Annotated in this window: 18 protein-coding genes; 4 read left to right on the top strand and 14 right to left on the bottom strand. The window is 68.0% G+C overall.

Annotated elements, in window-relative coordinates; all coding sequences use genetic code 11:
* Window positions 1-51 precede the first annotated feature (51 nt).
* Both ABD104_RS28845 and ABD104_RS28850 read left to right on the top strand, forming a co-directional pair.
* Window positions 52-924, top strand: a complete 873-nt coding sequence (locus tag ABD104_RS28845; protein WP_343928752.1) for an alpha/beta hydrolase — start codon at window positions 52-54, stop codon at window positions 922-924.
* A complete protein-coding gene (locus ABD104_RS28850; RefSeq protein WP_176400615.1) occupies window positions 921-1,865 on the top strand; it encodes a VOC family protein in 945 nt (314 codons plus the stop codon). Before ABD104_RS28845 ends, ABD104_RS28850 begins: the two co-directional genes overlap by 4 nt.
* On the opposite strand, the gene ABD104_RS28855 is transcribed toward ABD104_RS28850, so the two are convergent.
* The 12 genes from ABD104_RS28855 to ABD104_RS28910 all read right to left on the bottom strand — a co-directional run bounded on the left by ABD104_RS28855 (window position 1,862) and on the right by ABD104_RS28910 (window position 15,160).
* Window positions 1,862-2,710, bottom strand: a complete 849-nt coding sequence (locus tag ABD104_RS28855) for a cytochrome b561 domain-containing protein (protein ID WP_343928753.1) — start codon at window positions 2,708-2,710, stop codon at window positions 1,862-1,864. The genes ABD104_RS28850 and ABD104_RS28855 overlap by 4 nt on opposite strands.
* The gene (locus ABD104_RS28860; RefSeq protein ID WP_279820710.1) at window positions 2,700-4,148 is read right to left on the bottom strand and encodes a sulfatase family protein; all 1,449 of its coding nucleotides are present in this window, start codon (window positions 4,146-4,148) and stop codon (window positions 2,700-2,702) included. Before ABD104_RS28860 ends, ABD104_RS28855 begins: the two co-directional genes overlap by 11 nt.
* Entirely contained in the window at window positions 4,149-5,129 is a 981-nt protein-coding gene (locus ABD104_RS28865; RefSeq protein WP_343928754.1) for a Bug family tripartite tricarboxylate transporter substrate binding protein, read from the bottom strand. It abuts the gene before it with no gap.
* A gap of 21 nt (window positions 5,130-5,150) precedes the next feature.
* Window positions 5,151-6,593: an aldehyde dehydrogenase family protein gene (locus tag ABD104_RS28870; RefSeq protein ID WP_425543364.1), complete on the bottom strand. Its 1,443-nt coding sequence runs from the start codon at window positions 6,591-6,593 to the stop codon at window positions 5,151-5,153.
* Between the two features lie 7 nt (window positions 6,594-6,600).
* On the bottom strand, window positions 6,601-7,590 hold the full coding sequence (gene araD1 / locus ABD104_RS28875) for an AraD1 family protein (protein WP_087836626.1): 990 nt from the start codon (window positions 7,588-7,590) through the stop codon (window positions 6,601-6,603).
* A 5-nt stretch (window positions 7,591-7,595) separates the two neighbouring features.
* On the bottom strand, window positions 7,596-8,768 hold the full coding sequence (locus ABD104_RS28880; RefSeq protein WP_087836557.1) for an L-rhamnonate dehydratase: 1,173 nt from the start codon (window positions 8,766-8,768) through the stop codon (window positions 7,596-7,598).
* 20 nt (window positions 8,769-8,788) lie between these two features.
* Window positions 8,789-9,817 (bottom strand): 4-hydroxythreonine-4-phosphate dehydrogenase PdxA, encoded by a 1,029-nt coding sequence (locus ABD104_RS28885; protein WP_087836556.1) that lies wholly within the window; start codon window positions 9,815-9,817, stop codon window positions 8,789-8,791.
* Window positions 9,818-9,848: 31 nt separating this feature from the next.
* Complete coding sequence (locus ABD104_RS28890) at window positions 9,849-10,775, bottom strand: YncE family protein (protein WP_087836555.1); 927 nt, start codon at window positions 10,773-10,775, stop codon at window positions 9,849-9,851.
* 9 nt (window positions 10,776-10,784) lie between these two features.
* A complete protein-coding gene (locus ABD104_RS28895; RefSeq protein ID WP_087836554.1) occupies window positions 10,785-11,705 on the bottom strand; it encodes an SMP-30/gluconolactonase/LRE family protein in 921 nt (306 codons plus the stop codon).
* Window positions 11,702-12,427, bottom strand: coding sequence for a FadR/GntR family transcriptional regulator (locus ABD104_RS28900; RefSeq protein WP_176400614.1), 726 nt, complete (start codon window positions 12,425-12,427; stop codon window positions 11,702-11,704). The genes ABD104_RS28895 and ABD104_RS28900 overlap by 4 nt, the downstream gene beginning before the upstream one ends.
* A gap of 52 nt (window positions 12,428-12,479) precedes the next feature.
* Window positions 12,480-14,048 (bottom strand): sulfatase family protein, encoded by a 1,569-nt coding sequence (locus ABD104_RS28905; RefSeq protein ID WP_087836552.1) that lies wholly within the window; start codon window positions 14,046-14,048, stop codon window positions 12,480-12,482.
* A gap of 119 nt (window positions 14,049-14,167) precedes the next feature.
* The gene (locus ABD104_RS28910) at window positions 14,168-15,160 is read right to left on the bottom strand and encodes a Bug family tripartite tricarboxylate transporter substrate binding protein (protein ID WP_165963366.1); all 993 of its coding nucleotides are present in this window, start codon (window positions 15,158-15,160) and stop codon (window positions 14,168-14,170) included.
* Between the two features lie 379 nt (window positions 15,161-15,539).
* Between ABD104_RS28910 and ABD104_RS28915 the strand changes: the two genes are divergently transcribed.
* Entirely contained in the window at window positions 15,540-16,556 is a 1,017-nt protein-coding gene (locus tag ABD104_RS28915) for an ABC transporter substrate-binding protein (RefSeq protein ID WP_165963367.1), read from the top strand.
* 16 nt (window positions 16,557-16,572) lie between these two features.
* Window positions 16,573-17,280: a GntR family transcriptional regulator gene (locus tag ABD104_RS28920; RefSeq protein ID WP_087836549.1), complete on the top strand. Its 708-nt coding sequence runs from the start codon at window positions 16,573-16,575 to the stop codon at window positions 17,278-17,280.
* 99 nt (window positions 17,281-17,379) lie between these two features.
* Here the strand turns inward: ABD104_RS28920 and ABD104_RS28925 are convergent, their stop codons facing one another.
* On the bottom strand, window positions 17,380-18,144 hold the full coding sequence (locus ABD104_RS28925; protein ID WP_001389365.1) for an IS6-like element IS6100 family transposase: 765 nt from the start codon (window positions 18,142-18,144) through the stop codon (window positions 17,380-17,382).
* Window positions 18,110-18,652: a hypothetical protein gene (locus ABD104_RS28930; protein ID WP_207958704.1), complete on the bottom strand. Its 543-nt coding sequence runs from the start codon at window positions 18,650-18,652 to the stop codon at window positions 18,110-18,112. The genes ABD104_RS28925 and ABD104_RS28930 overlap by 35 nt, the downstream gene beginning before the upstream one ends.
* Between the last annotated feature and the right edge of the window lie 167 nt (window positions 18,653-18,819).

The following is an 18,819-nucleotide window of genomic DNA, read 5'->3' on the forward strand; positions in this document are numbered from 1 at the left end:
TACCTTGTCCCCATCGCGGCCGGCATCGCCCGGCCTGTCTGCGGAGCATCCATGGCATTCGACGATCTTCCGGCATTACCTCCCATGCTGCACGCCGGCGCGGCCGGCTATGCCTGCCGCGCGCTGGCGGCGACCGCCGAAGTCATGGGCCGGCATCGCGTCCTAGCCGACCAGCCCTATGGCGGCGACTACTGGCAGAAGGTCGACGTCTACCTACCCGATGCGCCGCCGGGTCCGCTGCCGGTGCTGCTGTATTTCCATGGCGGCGCCTGGATGAACGGCTACAAGGAATGGATGGGCTACCTGGCGCCGCCGGTGCTGGCCATGCCGGCCGTGTTCGTCTCCGCTTCGTACCGGCTGGCCCCGTCCGTGGGCATGAGCGAGATCGTGGACGACTGCGTGGCCGCGCTGCGCTGGGTCCACCAGCACTGCGCCGCGCTGGGCGGCGACCCGGGCCGGATCGCGGTAGGCGGGCATTCGGCCGGCGGCCATCTTGCGGCGGTGCTGGCCTTGCGTCCGGACCTGTGCCGCGCCGCCGGGCTGCCCGGCGACGTGGTCAAGGCCTGCCTGCCTTCCAGCGCGCCGCTGGACCTGGATTTCCTGCAACGGCCCGCGGCCGAGGCCGATCGCAGGATGCGGGAAGCGCTGGGCGGCGGCCTGGACGCCTGGAGCCCCGCGCGGCATGTGGCGGGCAACGCGGTGCCCTTCCACCTGGCCTGGGGCGAACACGATTTTGCGCGCACCCGCGAACAGAACCAGGCGTTCGCGCGCGCGCTGGCCGCGCAGCCCGGCGCCCGCGTGAGCTGGCAGGTGCTGCCTGGCGACCACTTCACCTCGCACGAAGCCTGCGCCGACTCGGCCGGCGAATGGTCGCGCGCGGCCGGCCTTCTACTTTCGACCCTCACCACAGGAAAACCACAATGAACCAGGGAGCCATCTTCCAACCCCGCCGCCTGGGGCACGTGAACCTCGTCGTGGCCGATCTGCAGCGGTCCATCGACTTCTATCGCGACGTCTGCGGCCTGAACCTGGAGTTCACCGAAAGCGGGCTGCGCGCCGCCTTCATGGGCACCGGCCATACGCCTCACGACGTCGGCATGATGGAGCGCACGAGCGAGGCCCGCCAGGGCCGCGACGGCCACACGCAGATCGCCAAGGGCACGGCGCGGGCGATCAACCTGAACCACATCGCCTGGGAGATGGACACCGAAGCCGAGCTGGTGCGCGCCTACGAGCGCGCGCGCGCCGCCGGCATCGCGGTGCCGCGCACGCTCGACCACCAGATCGCCCACAGCGTCTACCTGAAGGACCCCGACGGCAACACCAACGAGTTCTACGCCGACACCATCAAGGACTGGCGCGCCGTTCTGCACGGCGACGTCGAATTGATCACATCGACCTGGAAGCCGGGCAGCGAGGCGCCCGCGACCGACCGGCGCTGGAGCGCCGAGCCAGATCGCCGGCCCGTGCCCGGCGCGGTCATGCAACCCTTGCGGCTGTCGCACGTCGTGCTGACGACGACGTCGCTGGCGCCCATGGAGGCGTTCTATACCGAAGTGGCGGGGCTGGAGATGGTGGCGCGATCTGAACGCGGCATCCTGCTGCGCGCCTCGGGGCACCCGACCGCCTATCAGTTGGCGATCATCCAGGGCGACGTGGCCGGCATGCACCACTACAGCTTCGACGTAGCTGGCGCCACGGACCTGGACGCGGCCGCCGGGCGGCTGCGGTCGCTGGGATGCCTGACGGGCGCGCCAGCGGCGCGCAGCCTGACGGCCGTCGATCCCGATGGCTTCCTGGTGGAGTTCGCCCAGGCCGGCGAGGCCGACCTGGCCAGGCTGGAAGATGCGTTGAGCGCGGCCTAGGCGGCGGGTGGTGTTCCGACCTGGCTCGAGCGCACGCCGGAAGCGCGCAGTTGCCGGATGCCCGGCCCGATGGGCGGCCGGCGATTGCCGGGGTGGCGCGGGTCGGCGCCCCAGATCGCCTGGTAGGTATCGATGCACCAGCCGCGGCATTGCAGCCACGCGAACGCGCCGGCCCATGCCAGGCTCCAGGCGCCGATCAGCACCGGCATCCAGCGCGGCGCGTTGACGTACAGCAGTCCGGTAACGATCGCCACGGCCGCCACGGCCAGCGCCAGATAGCCCGCCAGCTTGTGCGCAGCCTCGAACACGACGCGCCGGCCGGTCATGTCGTAATGGTCGCCCGGTTCGTCCGGATTCCCCTTCGAACCGCGCAGCATGCCGCCCAGCACCTGCAACGCGGCCAGCGCACAGGTCGCCCAGGCCGAGGCGCGATGCACGCGGGCCAGCCCCGTGTCCGACCCCGACGTTTGCCAGACCAGCGCCACCGCCCCCGTGGTCGCCAGCACCCCCCCGATCTGGAGCGCGAGGTGCGCGTGCCACCAACACTTGTTGTCCAGCGCCGCCGGCCACGCCTGCCGTGGCATGACCTTGAAGAAACGCGCCGCGAGGATGCCCAGCGGGATCATGACCGCCCAGGCCAGCACCATCGCGCGCGCATGCCAGGCCTGGGCCATGTCGATGCGGTGCGGCCGGCCGTCCACCATCGACTGTTGCAGCCATGCCAGCGCGTCGGCGCCGGCTACCCAGGCCAGCACGGCCAGCGCCACCAGAATCGCCGCGCCGGCGCCGGCCAGCACGCCGGAGCCGGGCAGCAGCGGGCCGCGTCCGAGCGGGTCATTGTTCATTGAGCAGCTTGACCTCTTCGCCCGGGATGGGGGTGTAGCTGCTGCCGCCCCGCTTGAGGATGCGCTCGGCGCCGCCATGCTGGGCGATCAGCGCGGCCTGGTCCCGCTTGGCCTGCCGGTCCACCGCCTCGGGATCCAGCAGGCCGCGCAGGTGCGCCTCGAATCCGGCCAGCAGCGGCGTGCTCTCGGGCTTGCCCGCCAGGTCGTGCAATTCCTCGGGGTCCTGCTGCAGGTCGAACAGCTCGGGCGCGTAGCCGGTGTAGTGAATATATTTGTGATGGCCGCGGCGTAGCATGTAGGCGGCGCTGACCGATCCGGCCGCGTGGTACTCGCTCAGGATGGTGCGCTGGCCGTCGTCCGGCCCGGCGGCGATCTCCAGCAGCGACTTGCCGGGCAGCCCCGTGGGGCACTCCAGGCCGGCCGCCTGCATGACGGTGGGATACATGTCCACGTGCGAGACCGGCGTGCGCACCTTGCGGCCGGCCGCGAAGCCGGGGCCGCTGGCCAGCATGGGGATGCCGGCGGATTCCTCGTACATGGTCGACTTGCCCCACAGCGAGCGCGAGCCCAGGTTGTCGCCGTGGTCGGACAGGAAGATGACGCGGGTGTCCTGCGCCAGCCCGCTGGTCTCCAGCGCATGCAGGACGCGTCCGACGTTGTGGTCTAGGAACGAGCACAGTCCGAAGTACGAGGCGATGGCGATGCGCCGCTGCTCGTCGCTTTCGAAGTGCGAGTCGAAACGGTAGCAGTCGTTCCAGGCCTGTATCCACGGATGTAGCGGGCCCGATGCCCGCTTGGGCAGGGGGATGGCCTTGGGGTCGTACATCGCGTAGAACTCGGGTGGAGCGATCAGCGGCGAATGGGGGGCGATGTAGGAGGTGAACAGCGCCCACGGCTGGTCCTGGCGCTGGCGGCCGCGGGCATGCAGCCACTCGACCGTCTTGTCGGTGATGTCGCGGTCGTAGCGGGTGTAGCTGCTTTCGCCGGGGCCGATGCTCTTGGCCAGGTCGGCCGACTGGTGGCGGATGGGCAGCGGGTCGCGTATCAGGCCGTACAGGTCGCCGACCCCGGCCTCGATGTGCATGGGGATGATCTGCTCGGTGAAGCCGCCGTCGATGTCGTCGCCGGTGTAGTGCAGCTTGCCGATGGACACCGCCAGCCGCCCGGCGTCGCGCAGCGCGTGGGCCCAGCTGGGGACGCGTCCGTCGTAGGCGATGGCGTTGTCCCAGTAGCCCGTCTCGTGCACGTGGCGGCCGGTGGCGAAGGCCGCCCGTGCCGGCACGCAGATGGGCGAGCTGGAATAGGCGGCCTCGAACGAGGTGCTGCGCGCCGCCAGCCGGTCCAGGTTGGGGGTGCGGACCATGGGATGGCCGTTGTAGCCGAGCACTTTCTTGTTGTGCTCGTCGTCCATGATGATCAGCAGGTTGGAGGGTTTCATCTACTGTGCCTTGATGCCGTTGTCGTCGACGATTTTCGTCCAGCGCGCGGTTTCCGCGGTGACTTTTTCGGCCAGTTCCTTGCCGGTGCTGCCCGTGGGCGCGGCGCCCAGCGATTCGAACTGCTTTTTCACCTCGGGAGACTGCAAGGCCTTGTTCACCGCCGCCTCCAGCGTGGCGCGCACCGGCGCGGGCAGGCCGGCCGGCGCGAACAGCGCGTGCCAGTTGTCCACGTCCAGCTCGGGCAGCCCGGCTTCCGGCGCCGACGGCACGTCGGGGAACTGCGGGAAGCGCTTGTCGGCGGTCACGAACAGGGGCGTCACGCGCCTGGCTTGCACCAGGCCGATTGCAGCGGCGATGCCGGCGAAGCCGATCTGGGTCTCGCCGCCCGCCACCGCGGTCAGCGCCGCGCCGCCGCTCTTGTACGGAACGTGCAGCAGTTCCGTGCCCATCTGCTTGCCCAGCAGCACGCCGGCCAGGTGCTGGGGACCGCCTACGCCGGGCGAGGAATAGCTGTACGAGCCCTTGGCCGCCTGTTTCAGCTTGGTGCGCAGTTGCTCGACGCTGGCGATGCCCGTGGCCGGGGATGCCACCAGCACCAGCGGCACCGAGGCGACCATGCTGATGGGAGTGAAGCTCTCGGTGGGCTTGTACTTGATGGGGTAGAAGGACGGGGCCAGCGCGATGTTGGACACCGTGCCCATCAGCAGGGTGTAGCCGTCGGGCGCGGCCGAGGCCACCGCGTTGGCGCCTATGGTGCCGGTGGCGCCGGCGCGGTTCTCGACGATGACGGCCTGCCCCAGCCCCGCGGACAGTTCCTTGCCCAGCACACGGGCCAGTACGTCCGGCGCGCTGCCGGCTTCCGAGCCGACGATGATCCTGACCGGCTGGCTGGGAAAGTTGCCCTGGGCCTGCGCGGCGGGCGGGGCAAGCAGCGTGCAGGCGGCGGCCAGGGCCAGCCCGCGGCGGGTGGGAAAGTGCATGTTCGTCTCCTGGATGGTTTTTCAGCTTGCGATGTAGGCGGTCTTGACCGTGGTGTAGAACTCGGCCGCGTGGCGGCCTTGCTCGCGCGGGCCGTAGGATGAAGCCTTGGTGCCGCCGAAGGGAACGTGGTAGTCGACGCCGGCCGTGGGCAGGTTCACCATTACCATGCCCGCCTGGGCGTGCTGCCGGAAATGCGTGGCGTACTTCAGCGAGGTCGTGCAGATGCCGGACGCCAGGCCGAACTCGGTGTCGTTGGCCAGGTGCAGGGCCTCGTCGTAGTCGCGGGCGCGCAACACGCTGGCGACGGGGCCGAAGACTTCCTCGCGGTTGATGCGCATGCCGGGCTCGGTGCCTGTTACCAGCGCGGGCGCCTGGAAATAGCCGACGGTGTCGCGCTCCAGCGTCTCGCCGCCGATGATGGCCTGCGCGCCCTCGCGCCGGGCGATGTCGAGGTAGGACAGGTTCTGCGCGAGCTGGCGCTCGTCCACCACCGGCCCGATGTCTACGCCGGCACGCAGCGCGTGGCCGACGTTCAGCCTGGCCATGCGCTCCCGCATCGCCTGTACGAAGCGGTCATGGATGCCGGCGGCCACGATCAGCTTGCTCGACGCCGTGCAGCGCTGGCCGGTGGAAAAGTACGAACCCTGCACCGCGGTTTCCACGGCCTGCTCCAGGTTGGCGTCGTCCAGCACCACCAGCGGGTTCTTGCCGCCCATCTCGCATTGCACCTTGGCGCCGCGCGCGGCGGCCCCGGCGATGATGCGGCGGCCGGTGGCCACCGATCCGGTGAAGCTGATGGCCTGGACCTCGGGGGAATCGACGAATGCCTGGCCCACGGCCGAGCCGGCGCCCATGACGAGGTTGAACGCGCCCTTGGGCAGCGCGGTGCGCGACAGGATCTCGGCCAGCAGCCAGGCCGAACCCGGCACCAGTTCGGCGGGCTTGAAAACCACGGTGTTGCCGTAGGCCAGCGCCGGCGCGATCTTCCATGCCGGGATGGCAATGGGGAAGTTCCACGGCGTGATCAGGCCGACCGTGCCCACGGGCTGGCGGAACACTTCGACGCCGACGTTGGGGCGGACCGACGGCAGCAAGTCGCCGGGCGTGCGCAGGGCCTCGCCGGCGAAGAACTTGAAGATCATCGCGGCGCGCGCGACCTCACCCATGCCCTCGGGCAGGGTCTTGCCTTCCTCGCGCGACAGCATGCGGCCGATCTCTTCCTTGCGCGCCAGCAGCTCGCCGCCGACCGCGTCCAGCACGTCGAAACGCTGCTGGGGCGTGGACGCGGCCCAGGCCGGCCGGGCCCGCGCCGCCGCGGCGATGGCGCGGTGCGCCAGCCCGGCGTCGGCCTGGGCGTACAGGCCGATCACGTCGCTGGTGTCCGAGGGGTTGACGTTGGGGCGGGCGGAGACGCCCGGCATCCATTCGCCGGCTATGTACAGATGGTATTCCGGTGTGTTCATGTCGGTTCTACAGGGACGTGACGCCGACCACGGCCGGCGCGGGCTCGAAGCGGACGGCGTTGCGCAGGGGGCGGCCGAAGCCGTCCAGCGAAATCTCGAAGCGGTCGCCGTCCACGGTGCGGATCTGGTCGGAGAAGCTCAGCGTGGCCGTGCCGAAGTAGTGCACGTGCAGGTCGCCGGGGCGGCGGAACTGCGGGTACTTGAAGTGGTGGTGTTCCAGGTTGGCCAGGGTGTGGCTCATGTTGGCCTCGCCGGTGACGAAGGGTTTTTCCCACAGGACCTCGCCGCCGCGCACGATGCGGCTGGCGCCCCGCAGGTCGGCGGGCGGTTCGCCCAGCAGCAGCTCGGGCCCGAACGCGCAGGGCCGCAGCTTGGAATGCGCCAGCCACAGATAGTTGAAGCGCTCGGTCAGGTGGTCCGAGAATTCGTTGCCCACGGCGAAGCCGATGCGGCGCGGCGCGCCCTGGTCGTCGATCACGTACACGCCCACCAGCTCGGGCTCCTCGCCCGCGTCCAGCGCGAAGCCGGGCACGGGGAAGTCGCACTCCGGCGCCACCAGCAGGCTGCCGTCGCCCTTGTAGAACCACTCGGGCTGCGCGCCCGCCTGGCCTGCCGCCGGCTTGCCGCCCTCGACACCCAGCTTGAACATCTTCATGGAGTCGGTCAGGTTGGTGTCTTCCTGCAGCTTGGCGTGCATGGCATCGCGCGAGGCGGCGCTGCCCAGGTGGGTCAGGCCGGTGCCCGAGATCAGCATGCGGGCGGCGTCGGGATGGGTGACCGGCGGCAGCAGGCGCCGCTCGTCCACCAGCGACTGGTAGCGCACGCGGCGGCCCGAGTCCAGGCGCCGGACCAGCGCTTCCAGCGCCACGCCCTCGCGGGCCGCCTGCAAGGCCAGTCCGTACACGCCCTCGCGGGCGCCGCTGACTTCGATCTCGTCGTCGCCGGCCACGACGCCCACGCAAAGCTGACCGTCCTCGATGAATTGGATGACGCGCATGATGTTCACTCGCTGATCTGGAATTGATCGAGATACTCGGTGTTCAGGGTCAGGCCCAGGCCCGGCACCGTGTCGTCCAGCTGCAGGAAGCCGTCCTTGGCGACGGGTTCGCCCTTGAAGATGTAGTAGAAGAGTTCGTTGCCCACTTCCACGTCGAACTGCGGGAAGTACTCGCTCATGGGCGAGGCCAGCGTGCTCATGGTCAGGTGGTAGTTGTGCATCTGGCCGGCGTGCGGGATCACGGGTATGGCATGCGCCTCGCACAGCGCGTTGATCTTGTGGGCAGCGGTGATGCCGCCGACGCGGTTGGTGTCGTACTGCACGACCGACACCGCCTTCTTGTCCAGCAGCTGGCGGAAGCCGTGCAGCGTGAATTCATGCTCGCCGCCCGAGATGGGAATGGCGCTCAGCCGCGACAGTTCGGCATAGCCGTCCACGTCGTCGGCGATGACGGGCTCTTCCAGCCAGCGCGGCTCGAACTTCTCCAGCTTGGGCAGCATGCGGCGCGCGTAGTCCAGGTCCCAGCCCATGTAGCACTCCAGCATCAGGTCGGACTCGTAGCCGATGACCTCGCGCACGGCCTGCACCGACTTCAGGTTCTCGGCCACGCCGCGCGTGCCGTGGTTGGGGCCGTAGCCGAAGCGCATCTTGAACGCGGTGAAGCCCTGGTCCAGGAAGGTCTGCGCCTCTTCCTGCATGGCCTTCAGGTCGCCCCGGTACAGCTTGGAGTAGTAGCAGGGGATGCGTTCCTTGGTGCGGCCGCCCAGCAGCTTGAACACGGGCTTGTTCACCGACTTGCCCAGGATGTCCCAGATGGCCAGGTCCACCGCCGAGATGGCCGCCATGGCCACGCCCTTGCGGCCCCAGGCCAGCGTGGAGCGGTACATGCGCTGCCACAGGTATTCGTAGTCCCAGGGGTCCTGGCCGATCACCAGCGGGGCCAGGTACTGGTCGATGATGGCCTTGGCGATGTGCGGCGCCAGCGCGACGTTGCCCAGGCCGACGATGCCGTCGTCAGTCTCGATCTCGACCACGGTCCAGCCGTGGAAGCGGAAGGTCTTCATGGAGTCGCCGCGGTCGTATAGGGCGTCCATGGCGTTGGAGCAGAAATTGGCCTGGGGCGGAACGGTCTTGCCCTTCCATTCGAAGACGCGGGCGCGGACGGATTGGATTTTCATGATGGTTCGCGAAAGGAAAGTTATCGGGTGGCGGCCTGGCGCTGGGCCAGGCCCATGCGGCAGGCGATGGCGTAGGCGTTGGCGATGGCGTTGTCGTCGGCGCGGCCCTGGCCGGCGATGTCGTAGGCGGTGCCGTGGGCGGGCGTGGTGATGGGAATGGGCAGTCCGCCCTGCACGGTCACGCCCTTGGAGAATCCCAGGAGCTTGATGGCGATCTGGCCCTGGTCGTGGTACATGGTGACGACGGCATCGACCAGCCCGTCGCGGGCCTTCAGGAAGATGGTGTCGGCCGGGTACGGGCCTTCGATGGGCAGGCCCTCGGCCACCAGTTCGCGCACGGCCGGTTCGATGATCTCGACCTCTTCGCGGCCGCAGGTGCCGCCGTCCCCGCCGTGCGGATTGAGCGCGGCCACCGCCACGCGCGGGGCCTGGACGCCGTTGGCCAGCAGCGAGCGGTGGATCAGGCGCGTGGCGTCCTTGATGCGGTCCTTGTCGATGTAGCGCGGCACGTCCTTGATGGGAATGTGCGACGAGATGCGCGAGGTCCACAGTGAACCCATGGTGTTGAACTCGCAGAAATAGGTGGTCACGCCCAGGTATTCGGCGAAGTGATGCAGCTCGTCCTCGTGGCGCAGGCCGCCCAGCTTCATCGCGTGCTTGTTCAGCGGCGCGAAGCAGATGGCGTCGATCTGGCCGTCCATGGCCGCGGTCATGCAGCGGTCCAGCACTTGCAGCACCGACTTGCCGCCCGCCGCCCGCGCCTTGCCCACGATCACGTCCACCGGGTCGACGGTATTCATGGGCAGGAAGGCGGGCACGTCGGCATCCGGACGCGCGCGGACTTCGGCGAAGTCCTCGACCGGACGGGTCCCGACCCGTACGCCGGCCACACGCTGGCCTTGTTCCCACAGCCAGGGATCGCCGACCAGCACGATGTTGGCCTGGCGCGGGACGTCCGGCCGCGACAGCAGCCGGGCGACGAGTTCGGGACCGATGCCCGCGGGATCGCCCAGGGTAAGCGCGACGACGGGACGAAGAGGGGTAGTCATGGAATGTCAGCCATCAAGAAGGGGAAGGGGCTCAGATCCGGACGATCCGGGAGACGTCGGGTTCGCGCTGCGTGGCGATGAAGCGGGTGAAGCGCAGCGATTGCAGGTCCAGCACGCCGACGCGGTCGTCGTCCTGCGAGATGTAGGCCAATGGCCGCGTGGGATGGAGCGACAGCGCGATGGCGCGCGCGTCCATCTTCACGTAGCCCGTTTCCTGCAGGGTGACGGGGTCGACCACCGAGACGCTGCGGTCGCCGTAGTTCGTCACCAGCAGGCGGTTGCCGGCGCGGTAGATGCGGGTCGCATCCTCGCGCGAGGGCACCGTCAGGCGCACTTCCATGGTCTGGGTGTCGATGGCCGACAGCGTGTTGCTCCAGCGGTTGCTGACGAACAGCGTGCGTTCGTCCTCGCTCAGGCAGCAGCCTTCGGGCTTGAGGCCGGGATGGCAGGCCACGGGCTGGGACAGCGGTTCCCAGGGGCGCAGCTTGGTCACCGTGTGGCTGAGCAGGTTCATGCTGAAGGCGGTCTGGCCGTCGCGCGTCAGCACGAACAGATGGCTTTTCACGCCGCCCGAGGGCATGGCGCGCTTGGGCGCGGTGTCGGTGTCGGGCTGGTCCAGCACCAGCAGCATGGCCTTTTCCTCGCTCAGCGCGTAGAGCCGGTCGTGCTGGTCCATCTGCATGCCGTGGATGCGGTTGAACGGGAACAGGTCTATAGACCTTACCAGTTGGGCCGAACGAATATCGATCTGCAGGATCGCGGATCCCCCCGGGCCGACGTGGCCGGAGGTCTCGACGCCATAGTGCCCCACGTAGACGTAGCGCTGGGCCGAGTCGATCGCGAATTCATGCGGGAAGTCGGGCAGGGGCAGGCTGCGCAGCCGCTCGCCCGACTCGGGGTCGTACCAGCTGATGCAGTGCGAACATTTTTCTACCAGCAAAAGGGTGTCTTGGCTCATGGCGGGCTCTCAGGAATGGCCGTGCGTGTTCAGGCGGATGCGATACAGCGAGGTCGACGCGCAGATGTAGAGTTCGTCGCGCGCGGCGCCGCCGAAGGTCAGGTTGCCGACCTTCTCGGGGACGGGGATGCGGGCCAGGCGCGTGCCGTCGGGGTGATAGACCTGGACGCTGTCCTCGCTGCTGCTGTAGACCCGGCCGCGTTCGTCCACCCGTATGCCGTCGGCCAGTCCGGGCTCGACCACCGCGAACACGCGGGGGCGGGCCAGCGTGCGGCCGCCGATCACGTCGAAGGCCAGGATGTGGTGATTGCCGCTGCCGTCCGTGCGCAGCGCGGCCGACGTGTCGGTCACGTACAGCACGCTTTCGTCGGGCGAGAACGCCAGGCCGTTGGGTTCCTCGGCAAGGTCGCTGGCGACGTCCAGCGCGCCGGTGGCCGGGTCGTAGCGGAACACGTAGTTGGCGCGCAGCTCGGACGGCGCCTGGTGGCCTTCGCGGTCGGACAGGATGCCGTAGGGAGGGTCGGTGAACCAGATGCTGCCGTCGCGCTTCTCGACCAGGTCGTTGGGCGAATTCAACCGGCGGCCCTGATAGCGATCGACCAGCACCTCGGGCGCGCCGGGGCGGCCGGCGCTGTCGAAGCGCGTGCGCAGGATGGCGCGCATGCCGTGCGAGCAGTGCAGCAGCGAGCCGTCGGCCGAGGCGGTGTGGCCATTGGTGAAGTCGACCTCGTCGCGCCAGACCCGTCCGCCCTCGCGCTCGTCCCAGGCCAGGATGCGGTTGTTGGGGATGTCGCTCCATAGCATCATGCGCTGCGCCGCCAGCCACACCGGGCCTTCGCTCCAGGTGGCGCCGGTGTACAGGCGTTCGAGCCGGCTGTCGGGCCCGAACAGGCCCGCGGCGCGCGGGTCCAGGGAAACGGGAGTGCTCATGAGTGATCGATTTCCTGTAGCGTGGTGCGATGGACCTGGTCCAGGTGCCGCTGCATGGCGGCCACTGCCGTTTCCGGGTCGCCGCTCTTGAGCGCGGCGACGATGGCGCGGTGGTCGGTCACGCTGTGCGCGATGGCGCCCGACCGCTGCAAGGCGCGGCGCCGGTGCTCCAGCGCGTAGCCGTAGAAGTCGAACACGACGTCGGCCAGCAGGCCGTTGCCGCAGGCGCGGTACAGCACCTCGTGGAACTCCTGGTCCGAGATCTGGAAGCGGACGGGATCGTCCATCATGGTTTCCTGGTCCGCCACCAGGCGGTCCAGCCGGCTCAACTGGGCAGGGGTGATGCGGCGGGTCGCCAGGCGGATCACCTGCACCTCCACCGCGGCGCGTGCCTCGGCCACTTCCTCCAGCGAGCGGTCGCCCAGGTCGCGCAGCGTGCTGACCGAGTCCTGCACCGCCACCGTGCCCGGACCCAGCACGCGCGTACGGGCGCCCTGGCTGACTTCCAGCATGCGCCATGCCTGCAACATGCCGATGGCGGCCCGGACCGTCTCGCGGGACACCCCCAGCGTGGTCGCCAGCTCGCGTTCGGAAGGCAGTTCGTCGCCCGGCCGCAGCAGGCCCGAATGGATCATGTAGGCCAGCTTGTCGCTGATCTGGTCGCGGATGGTCCGGCGCGTGATGTTGGGGGTATCGCCGGGGATACGGGAAATAAGCTGCATACGGGTGATCCCTGTCACTTTGGCCACTGGTTCGGTAAGCATACCTGTCTCCTCAGGCCATCCGCGTGGGCAGCGGGCATTCGTCCGCGTGGCGCGCCATGGCGCGCACCAGTTCCAGCGTCAGTTCCGCCCGCACGGCGGCGCAGGCCGGATCGTCCCAGCGGTTGACGCGTTCGTCGGGGTCTTCGCGCAGATCGTAGAGTTCCCCCCATTCCTCGAAGGCGTGGACCGACAGCCGCCAGCCCGGCGTGACCAGCGTGCGAACCTTGGGCAGGCCGCTGCCGGGCATGGGGCGGTGGCCTTCTTCCTCGACCAGGACCGAGGCGCGCGCCGCGGCCGGCGCGGCGGCGGGGGCGAGGTCGCGTCCCTGCGTGCCATGCGGCGCGGCCAGGCCCGCGCGCGCCAGGATGGTCGGGCCGATGTCGATCGCGCTGGCGAGATCGGCGCGCCGGCCGCCCGCGCCGGCCTGGGGGTCGGCCCAGATCAGCGGCATGCGGATCACGCTGCGGTAGTGCAGCGGCCCCTTGAACAGCAGGCCGTGGTCGCCCATGAAATCGCCGTGGTCGCTCAGGAACAGCACCACGGTGTCGCGCGCCAGGTCCAGGGCTTGCAGCCTGGCCAGGATGGCGCCGACCATGTCGTCGATGCAGGTGATGGCGCCGTAGTTCAGCGCGATGGCCGCGCGGGCCTCGTCCTGCGTCACGGCGATGACCCGGCTGCCGGCCGTGGAACGGCGCCCGGCAGCCAGTTCCTCGTGCAGCGCGCGCTTGAGCGGCGTGTCGGCCGGCGTGGCCGGCCCGCAGGTCGCGGGTAGTTCGATGTCCTTGGGCCGGTACATGTCCCAGTAGCGGCCGGGCGGGGTGAAGGGGTGGTGCGGGTCGGGAAAGGAACAGGCCAGCAGGAAGGGCTGGCCGCCCCGTGCCGCATGGTCTTCCAGCCAGTCGATGGCGCGGTCCCGGACGAAGGCGCTGGGATACAGGTCCTCGGGCAGCGCGGTGCGCCAGGCCTGCGGCGCCGCCGTCTTGCCGCCGGGCAGGGCGTGGTCCGGGCCGCGCAGCGTGTCGGCCTCGGGGCAGCGGGCATGCAACCAGCGGTCGTAGGCGCCGCCGACTTCGTCGCCGTGCTCCAGGCACAGTTCGGCGTGATCGAAACCATAGTAGGGCAGCCGCACCGCATGGTCCGGGTCCCGCCAGCGCACCACCGACTCCTGCTCGTAGGCGGCGCAATCGCGGTCCTCGCGCCGTGCCTGCGGCCGGTCGGCGGCCTCGCCCTTGCGCCAGGACGGCTCGACGTCCGTCATGTTCTGCAAATGGCTCTTGCCGATCAGCGCCGTGCGCCAGCCCGCCTCGCGCAGCGCGTCGGCGAAGGTGCGGCTGTCCAGCGGCAGCGGCACGCCATTCATGCGCGCCCCGGCCGCGCCAGGCATGCGCCCGGTCATGATGGCGGCGCGGTTGGGCATGCACGCCGGCGAGGCCACGTAGCACCGCTCGAACACCGTGCCACGCGCGGCGATGCCGTCGATGTGCGGGGTGCGCACCTGTGTGTTGCCATAGCAGCCGAGGTGGTCCGCGCGCTGCTGGTCGGTCACGAAGATCAGAAAATTAGGCCGCAGGGTAGACATTTCGATGCTCTATGACGCCGCGCGGAAGTGCGCGGTCCGATCCAGGGCACAGCGGATCCGGCTTTGCCGGTCCGCCAGTGCCGCCCCTTGAGGGGCGCGCGAAGCGCGTAGGGGTGGGTTCAATTCGCTTCTAATTTGATCGCGTCGGCCAGTTGGCGGTAGCGGCGGATGTCTTCTTCCGTCATGGCCGCCAGCGTGGCGGGCGAACCGGCCTCGGCCACCATGCCCTGCGCGGCGATGCGGTCCTTCACCGAAGGATCGGCCAGCACGCGGCGCAGCTCCCGGTTCAGGCGCTCGACCACCGCCGCCGGCAGGCCCGCCGGACCGTACAGCCCGAACCACGTGCGCGTCGCGAAACCCGGGATGGATTCGGCCACCGTGGGCGTGCCGGGCAGCATCTTCGAGCGCGTGGACTGCGGCACCGCCACGGCCACCAGCTTGCCGCCCTGGATGTGCGGCAGCGCGGGCGAAAGCCCGACCAGCATCACGTCGATCTGGCCGCCCAGCAGATCCTGCATCGCGGCCGGCCCGCCCTTGTAGGGCACGTGCGAAAGCGGGATACCGGCGGCCTGCATCAGCTGTTCCATGAACAGGTGGTTGGGCGAACCCACGCCCGCCGACCCGTACGTGGCCTTGCCCTGCTTGCCGCGCGCGTAGGCCACGAATTCGGCGAAGGTCTTGATCTTCAGGGCGGGGTTGGCCGCCAGCACGAACTCGTTGAAACCCAGCAGCGAGACCGGCGTGAAATCCTGCAAGGGCCGGTAGGGCAATTGCTTGTAGACGATGGTGTTGATCGCCATGTTGCCGTCGTGCGCGATCGCCAGCGTGTAGCCGTTCGGCTCCGCCTTGGCCAGCGTTTCCATCGCGATCAGCCCGCCCGCCCCGGGCTTGTTCTCGACCACGACCTTCTGCCCCAGCCCGCTGGACAGGGGTTCCGCCAGGATACGGGCGAAGGCGTCGGGCGCGCTGCCGGGCACCGACGGCACCAGCACCTTGATGGGCTGGCGCGGATAGTCCTGGGCGGCGGCGGTGCCGGCCGTGGCCAGCAGCAGGCCGGCGGCCAGCGCGGCCAGCGACCGGCGGCGCGGAATGCGGGGAAGACGGAAGCTCATGAGCGGGGTGGTCCTTGCGGGTGGGATCGGGTGCTGGTCTGCTGGTACGGATAGTAGACCAGTTGAAACGGACTCACTATTCAGGGTTAACCCGCATTCGACCGAGTCGGCTCGTGCCCCGCCCGGCACCAACATAGGCCGGCGCCAGCCCCTTGGTGGTGCGGCGTCTGATTCCTGCGGCGGTCGCATGCGTTGCTTCGTCGTGTCCTTGCTTTCGCCCTGAAAGCCCCGGTTTTACTGGAGATGCAGGTCATTCCCGCACGCCGGTTCCCATGCTGGCATGTGACTTGCATAACCGTGGCATCAAGGTGGTATGCCACATGTATGCACCACGTTCGCATGCCGCCTTTCCTGTCATCCACAGCCGGAAAGGATCCCGATGAAACTGTTTTCAGGTTTGAAGCTGCTCGCCGTGGGCGCTTTGTTCGTGGTGGGTTCCGCACAAGCGGCCGAGCCGACCCGCATCAAGTTCGCCTTCAACTTCACGCTCGATGGGAGTGCCGGACCGTATCTGCTGGCGCTCGAGCGCGGCTACTTCAAAGAGCAAGGCCTCGATGTCACCATCGATCCTTCTTCGGGATCGGGCGATGCGGTAACCCGCGTGGCGTCGGGGACTTATCAGATGGCCTCGGCCGATTTCTCCACGCTTGTCGAATTCGCCAGCCGCCAGCCCGCGGTAACGCCCAAGGTCGTTTTCGTGATGTACGAGCGCGCGCCGCAGGCGATCATCAGCCTGTCCAGCGCAGGCATCAAGAAGCCGGCCGATCTGGCGGGCAAGACCGTGGGCGGTGGCAACGCCGACGGGCCGGCGCGCCTGTTCCCGGCGCTGATGCGCATCGCCGGCGTCGATCCGTCCAAGATCACCTACAAGCAGATCTCGCCGCAGTTGCGCGATTCCATGCTGTTGACCGGACAGGTCGACGCGGTGATCGGCAATGACTACACGTCCTGGTTCAACCTGAAAGGACGCGGCGCCAAGCGCGAGAACGTTGACATTCTGGAATATGCGGATTTCGGCCTGGATGTCTACAGCAACTCCATCATCGCCAGCCAGGCATTGCTGCGTGACAAGCCCGAGGCGGTCCGCAAGTTCATCGCCGCCGCGCTGAAAGGATGGCGGGATGCCATAGCCGACCCGGCGGCGGCGACGAAGGCGGTGGCCGCTCGCAACCGGCTGATCGACCCCGTGCTCGAAACCGAGCGCCTGCAGTTCCTGATCGACCACAAGGTCAAGACGCCGAATGTCCAGAAGTACGGGATCGGCTATGTCGATGCCGACCGGATGAAGAAAAACATCGCCACCATCACCGAGAGCTTCGAGTTGCCGGCCGCGCCGCCGGTGTCGCTGGTGTACGACCCGCAGTTCGCGCCGGGCGGCAAGTCGGCAGTGCAATAAAGCGGAGCATCGCTTCATGGCAATCATTTCTTCCGGCGCCGGCGTGCGTCCCGTGGAGGAAGACGGCGCCGACGGCACCGAGCCGCTGCTGGAGGGCGGCAAAGGCCTGGTCGACCGGCTCCATGCGCAGTTGCACGAGATGCTGCTGACTCATGAGATCCCGTTGGGAGTGCCGATCTCCGAGCGGCAGTTGTCGATACGGCTGGGGGTTTCCCGTACCCCTTTGCGCGAGACTCTGCGGCGGCTCGAAGGCGAAGGTTTCATCCAGCGCAACAACGGCGTGCTGGAAGTGCGCCGCATCACGCTGGAGGAGTTTCTCGAGCTGCTCAAGATCCGGCGCCTGCTGGAGGTCGAGGCGGCCGGCGACGCCGCGGGCCGGATCGAACCCCACACGGTCGCCGACCTGCGCAAGGCCCTGGAGCTGTTGCTGGCCGGAGAAGTCCGGGACAACCGGCAGCGCGTCGCGCTCGATCTCGAACTGCACCGCGCCATTTGCGATGCCTGCGGTAGCCGTTCCATGGCCGAACTGATCGAGCAGTTGCGCCGCCGGTCCATGCTGTTCGCCACGCCGCCGGTTCCCGGCGATTTCCGCCAAACCGTGGCCGAGCATCTCCGTCTGCTGGACGCCGTGGCCACCGGCGACAAGGCTCGCGCACGAGAGGCCATGGCCGAGCATCTCGACCACGTTCTCGACAACATTCTTTCCCGCCTGATGAAGCGTTAGGCGCTACAGGACTCCCACCACCATGATTGAAAAGAATCTTTCTCCGGCTCTGTTGCAAAGATTGGCGGCAGTCAGAGGTAGGCTGTCGCTCTGCGCCGATCAGGCGGCTGCTGCGAAATGGTGGTTGAGCATGCCCATGGCCTCCGTCAGCGCCGAGGGCCCAATGCCAAAAGCTCTCTCCACAAGGCGCACCTCGCCCCTGATGCCGGGCTGCAGGCACCAGGGGCGAGCCTGTCCTTTGCGCAGGGCTCGCATGACTTCGAATCCCTTGATCGTGGCATAGGCCGTGGGGATCGATTTGAAACCGCGCACCGGCTTGATCAGTATCTTGAGCTTTCCGTGATCGGCCTCGATCACGTTATTGAGATACTTCACCTGCCGGTGGGCCGTCTCCCGGTCCAGCTTTCCTTCGCGCTTCAATTCGGTGATCGCTGCACCATAGCTCGGCGCTTTGTCGGTATTGAGCGTGGCAGGCTTTTCCCAGTGCTTCAGGCCTCGCAGGGCCTTGCCCAGGAACCGCTTCGCTGCCTTGGCGCTGCGGGTCGGCGACAGGTAGAAATCGATCGTGTCGCCCCGCTTGTCGACTGCCCGGTACAGGTAGGTCCACTTGCCCCGCACCTTGACGTAGGTTTCATCCAGGCGCCAGCTCGGATCAAAGCCACGCCGCCAGAACCAGCGCAGCCGCTTCTCCATCTCCGGGGCGTAGCACTGGACCCAGCGATAGATCGTCGTATGGTCGACCGAAATGCCGCGTTCCGCCAGCATTTCCTCAAGGTCGCGATAGCTGATCGGATAGCGACAATACCAGCGCACCGCCCACAGGATCACATCACCCTGGAAATGGCGCCACTTGAAATCCGTCATCGTTCCGTCCGTCCAATCTCCGCCAAGCATGCTCAAGCTTCACGATTTTTGCAACAGAGCCCCAATGTCCTATTGCGTGGAAGTGCTCGATGCCCTTCCACAGGGTATCCATGACGTCGACAATGGCCAGCGCGGCCAATAGCCCGTAAAACCATTTCTGCCGCGAGTGGAAATAAGCCTCGAAGCCGCTGTATTCTTCCATGTGGTCCGGAAACAGCAAGGTGCATTGGAGGAAGAACAGCGCGGCATAGAAGATCAGGAAAAAATAGAGTTCGAACGACCATTGCGCCACATGCTGCAATCCGAACTCGAACCACCAGAAGTAGACGACCCCCAGAAACAGGAAGGCGGCCCAGATCAGGTGGGTCGGGTACAGGCGGACGCGGCCGGGGTGCTGTATCAGCCGCGCGAGGCCCGTCAACAGGCGGGCCACGCTCAAACCCATCACGACGCCCAGGACGGTCCGGACATGAATCAGCTGATCCGGGTGGGCAATGGCCACTTCCACGCCGGCGCCTATTTATGGTGCTTTTGTTGGGCCGCGCGGTCCATGGAGTGCTGTATCCCTTCCTCGTCCAGTTTCTGTTGCTGCAGTATGCACGGCTCGTACGACGGGCTACCGGGATGGATTCCAAGGCTTTCGCACTTGTGCTGGTATTCCTCGGCGCTCCATTC

Origin of the sequence: Pigmentiphaga daeguensis (assembly GCF_039523035.1) — a bacterium.
GTDB lineage: Bacteria > Pseudomonadota > Gammaproteobacteria > Burkholderiales > Burkholderiaceae_B > Pigmentiphaga > Pigmentiphaga daeguensis.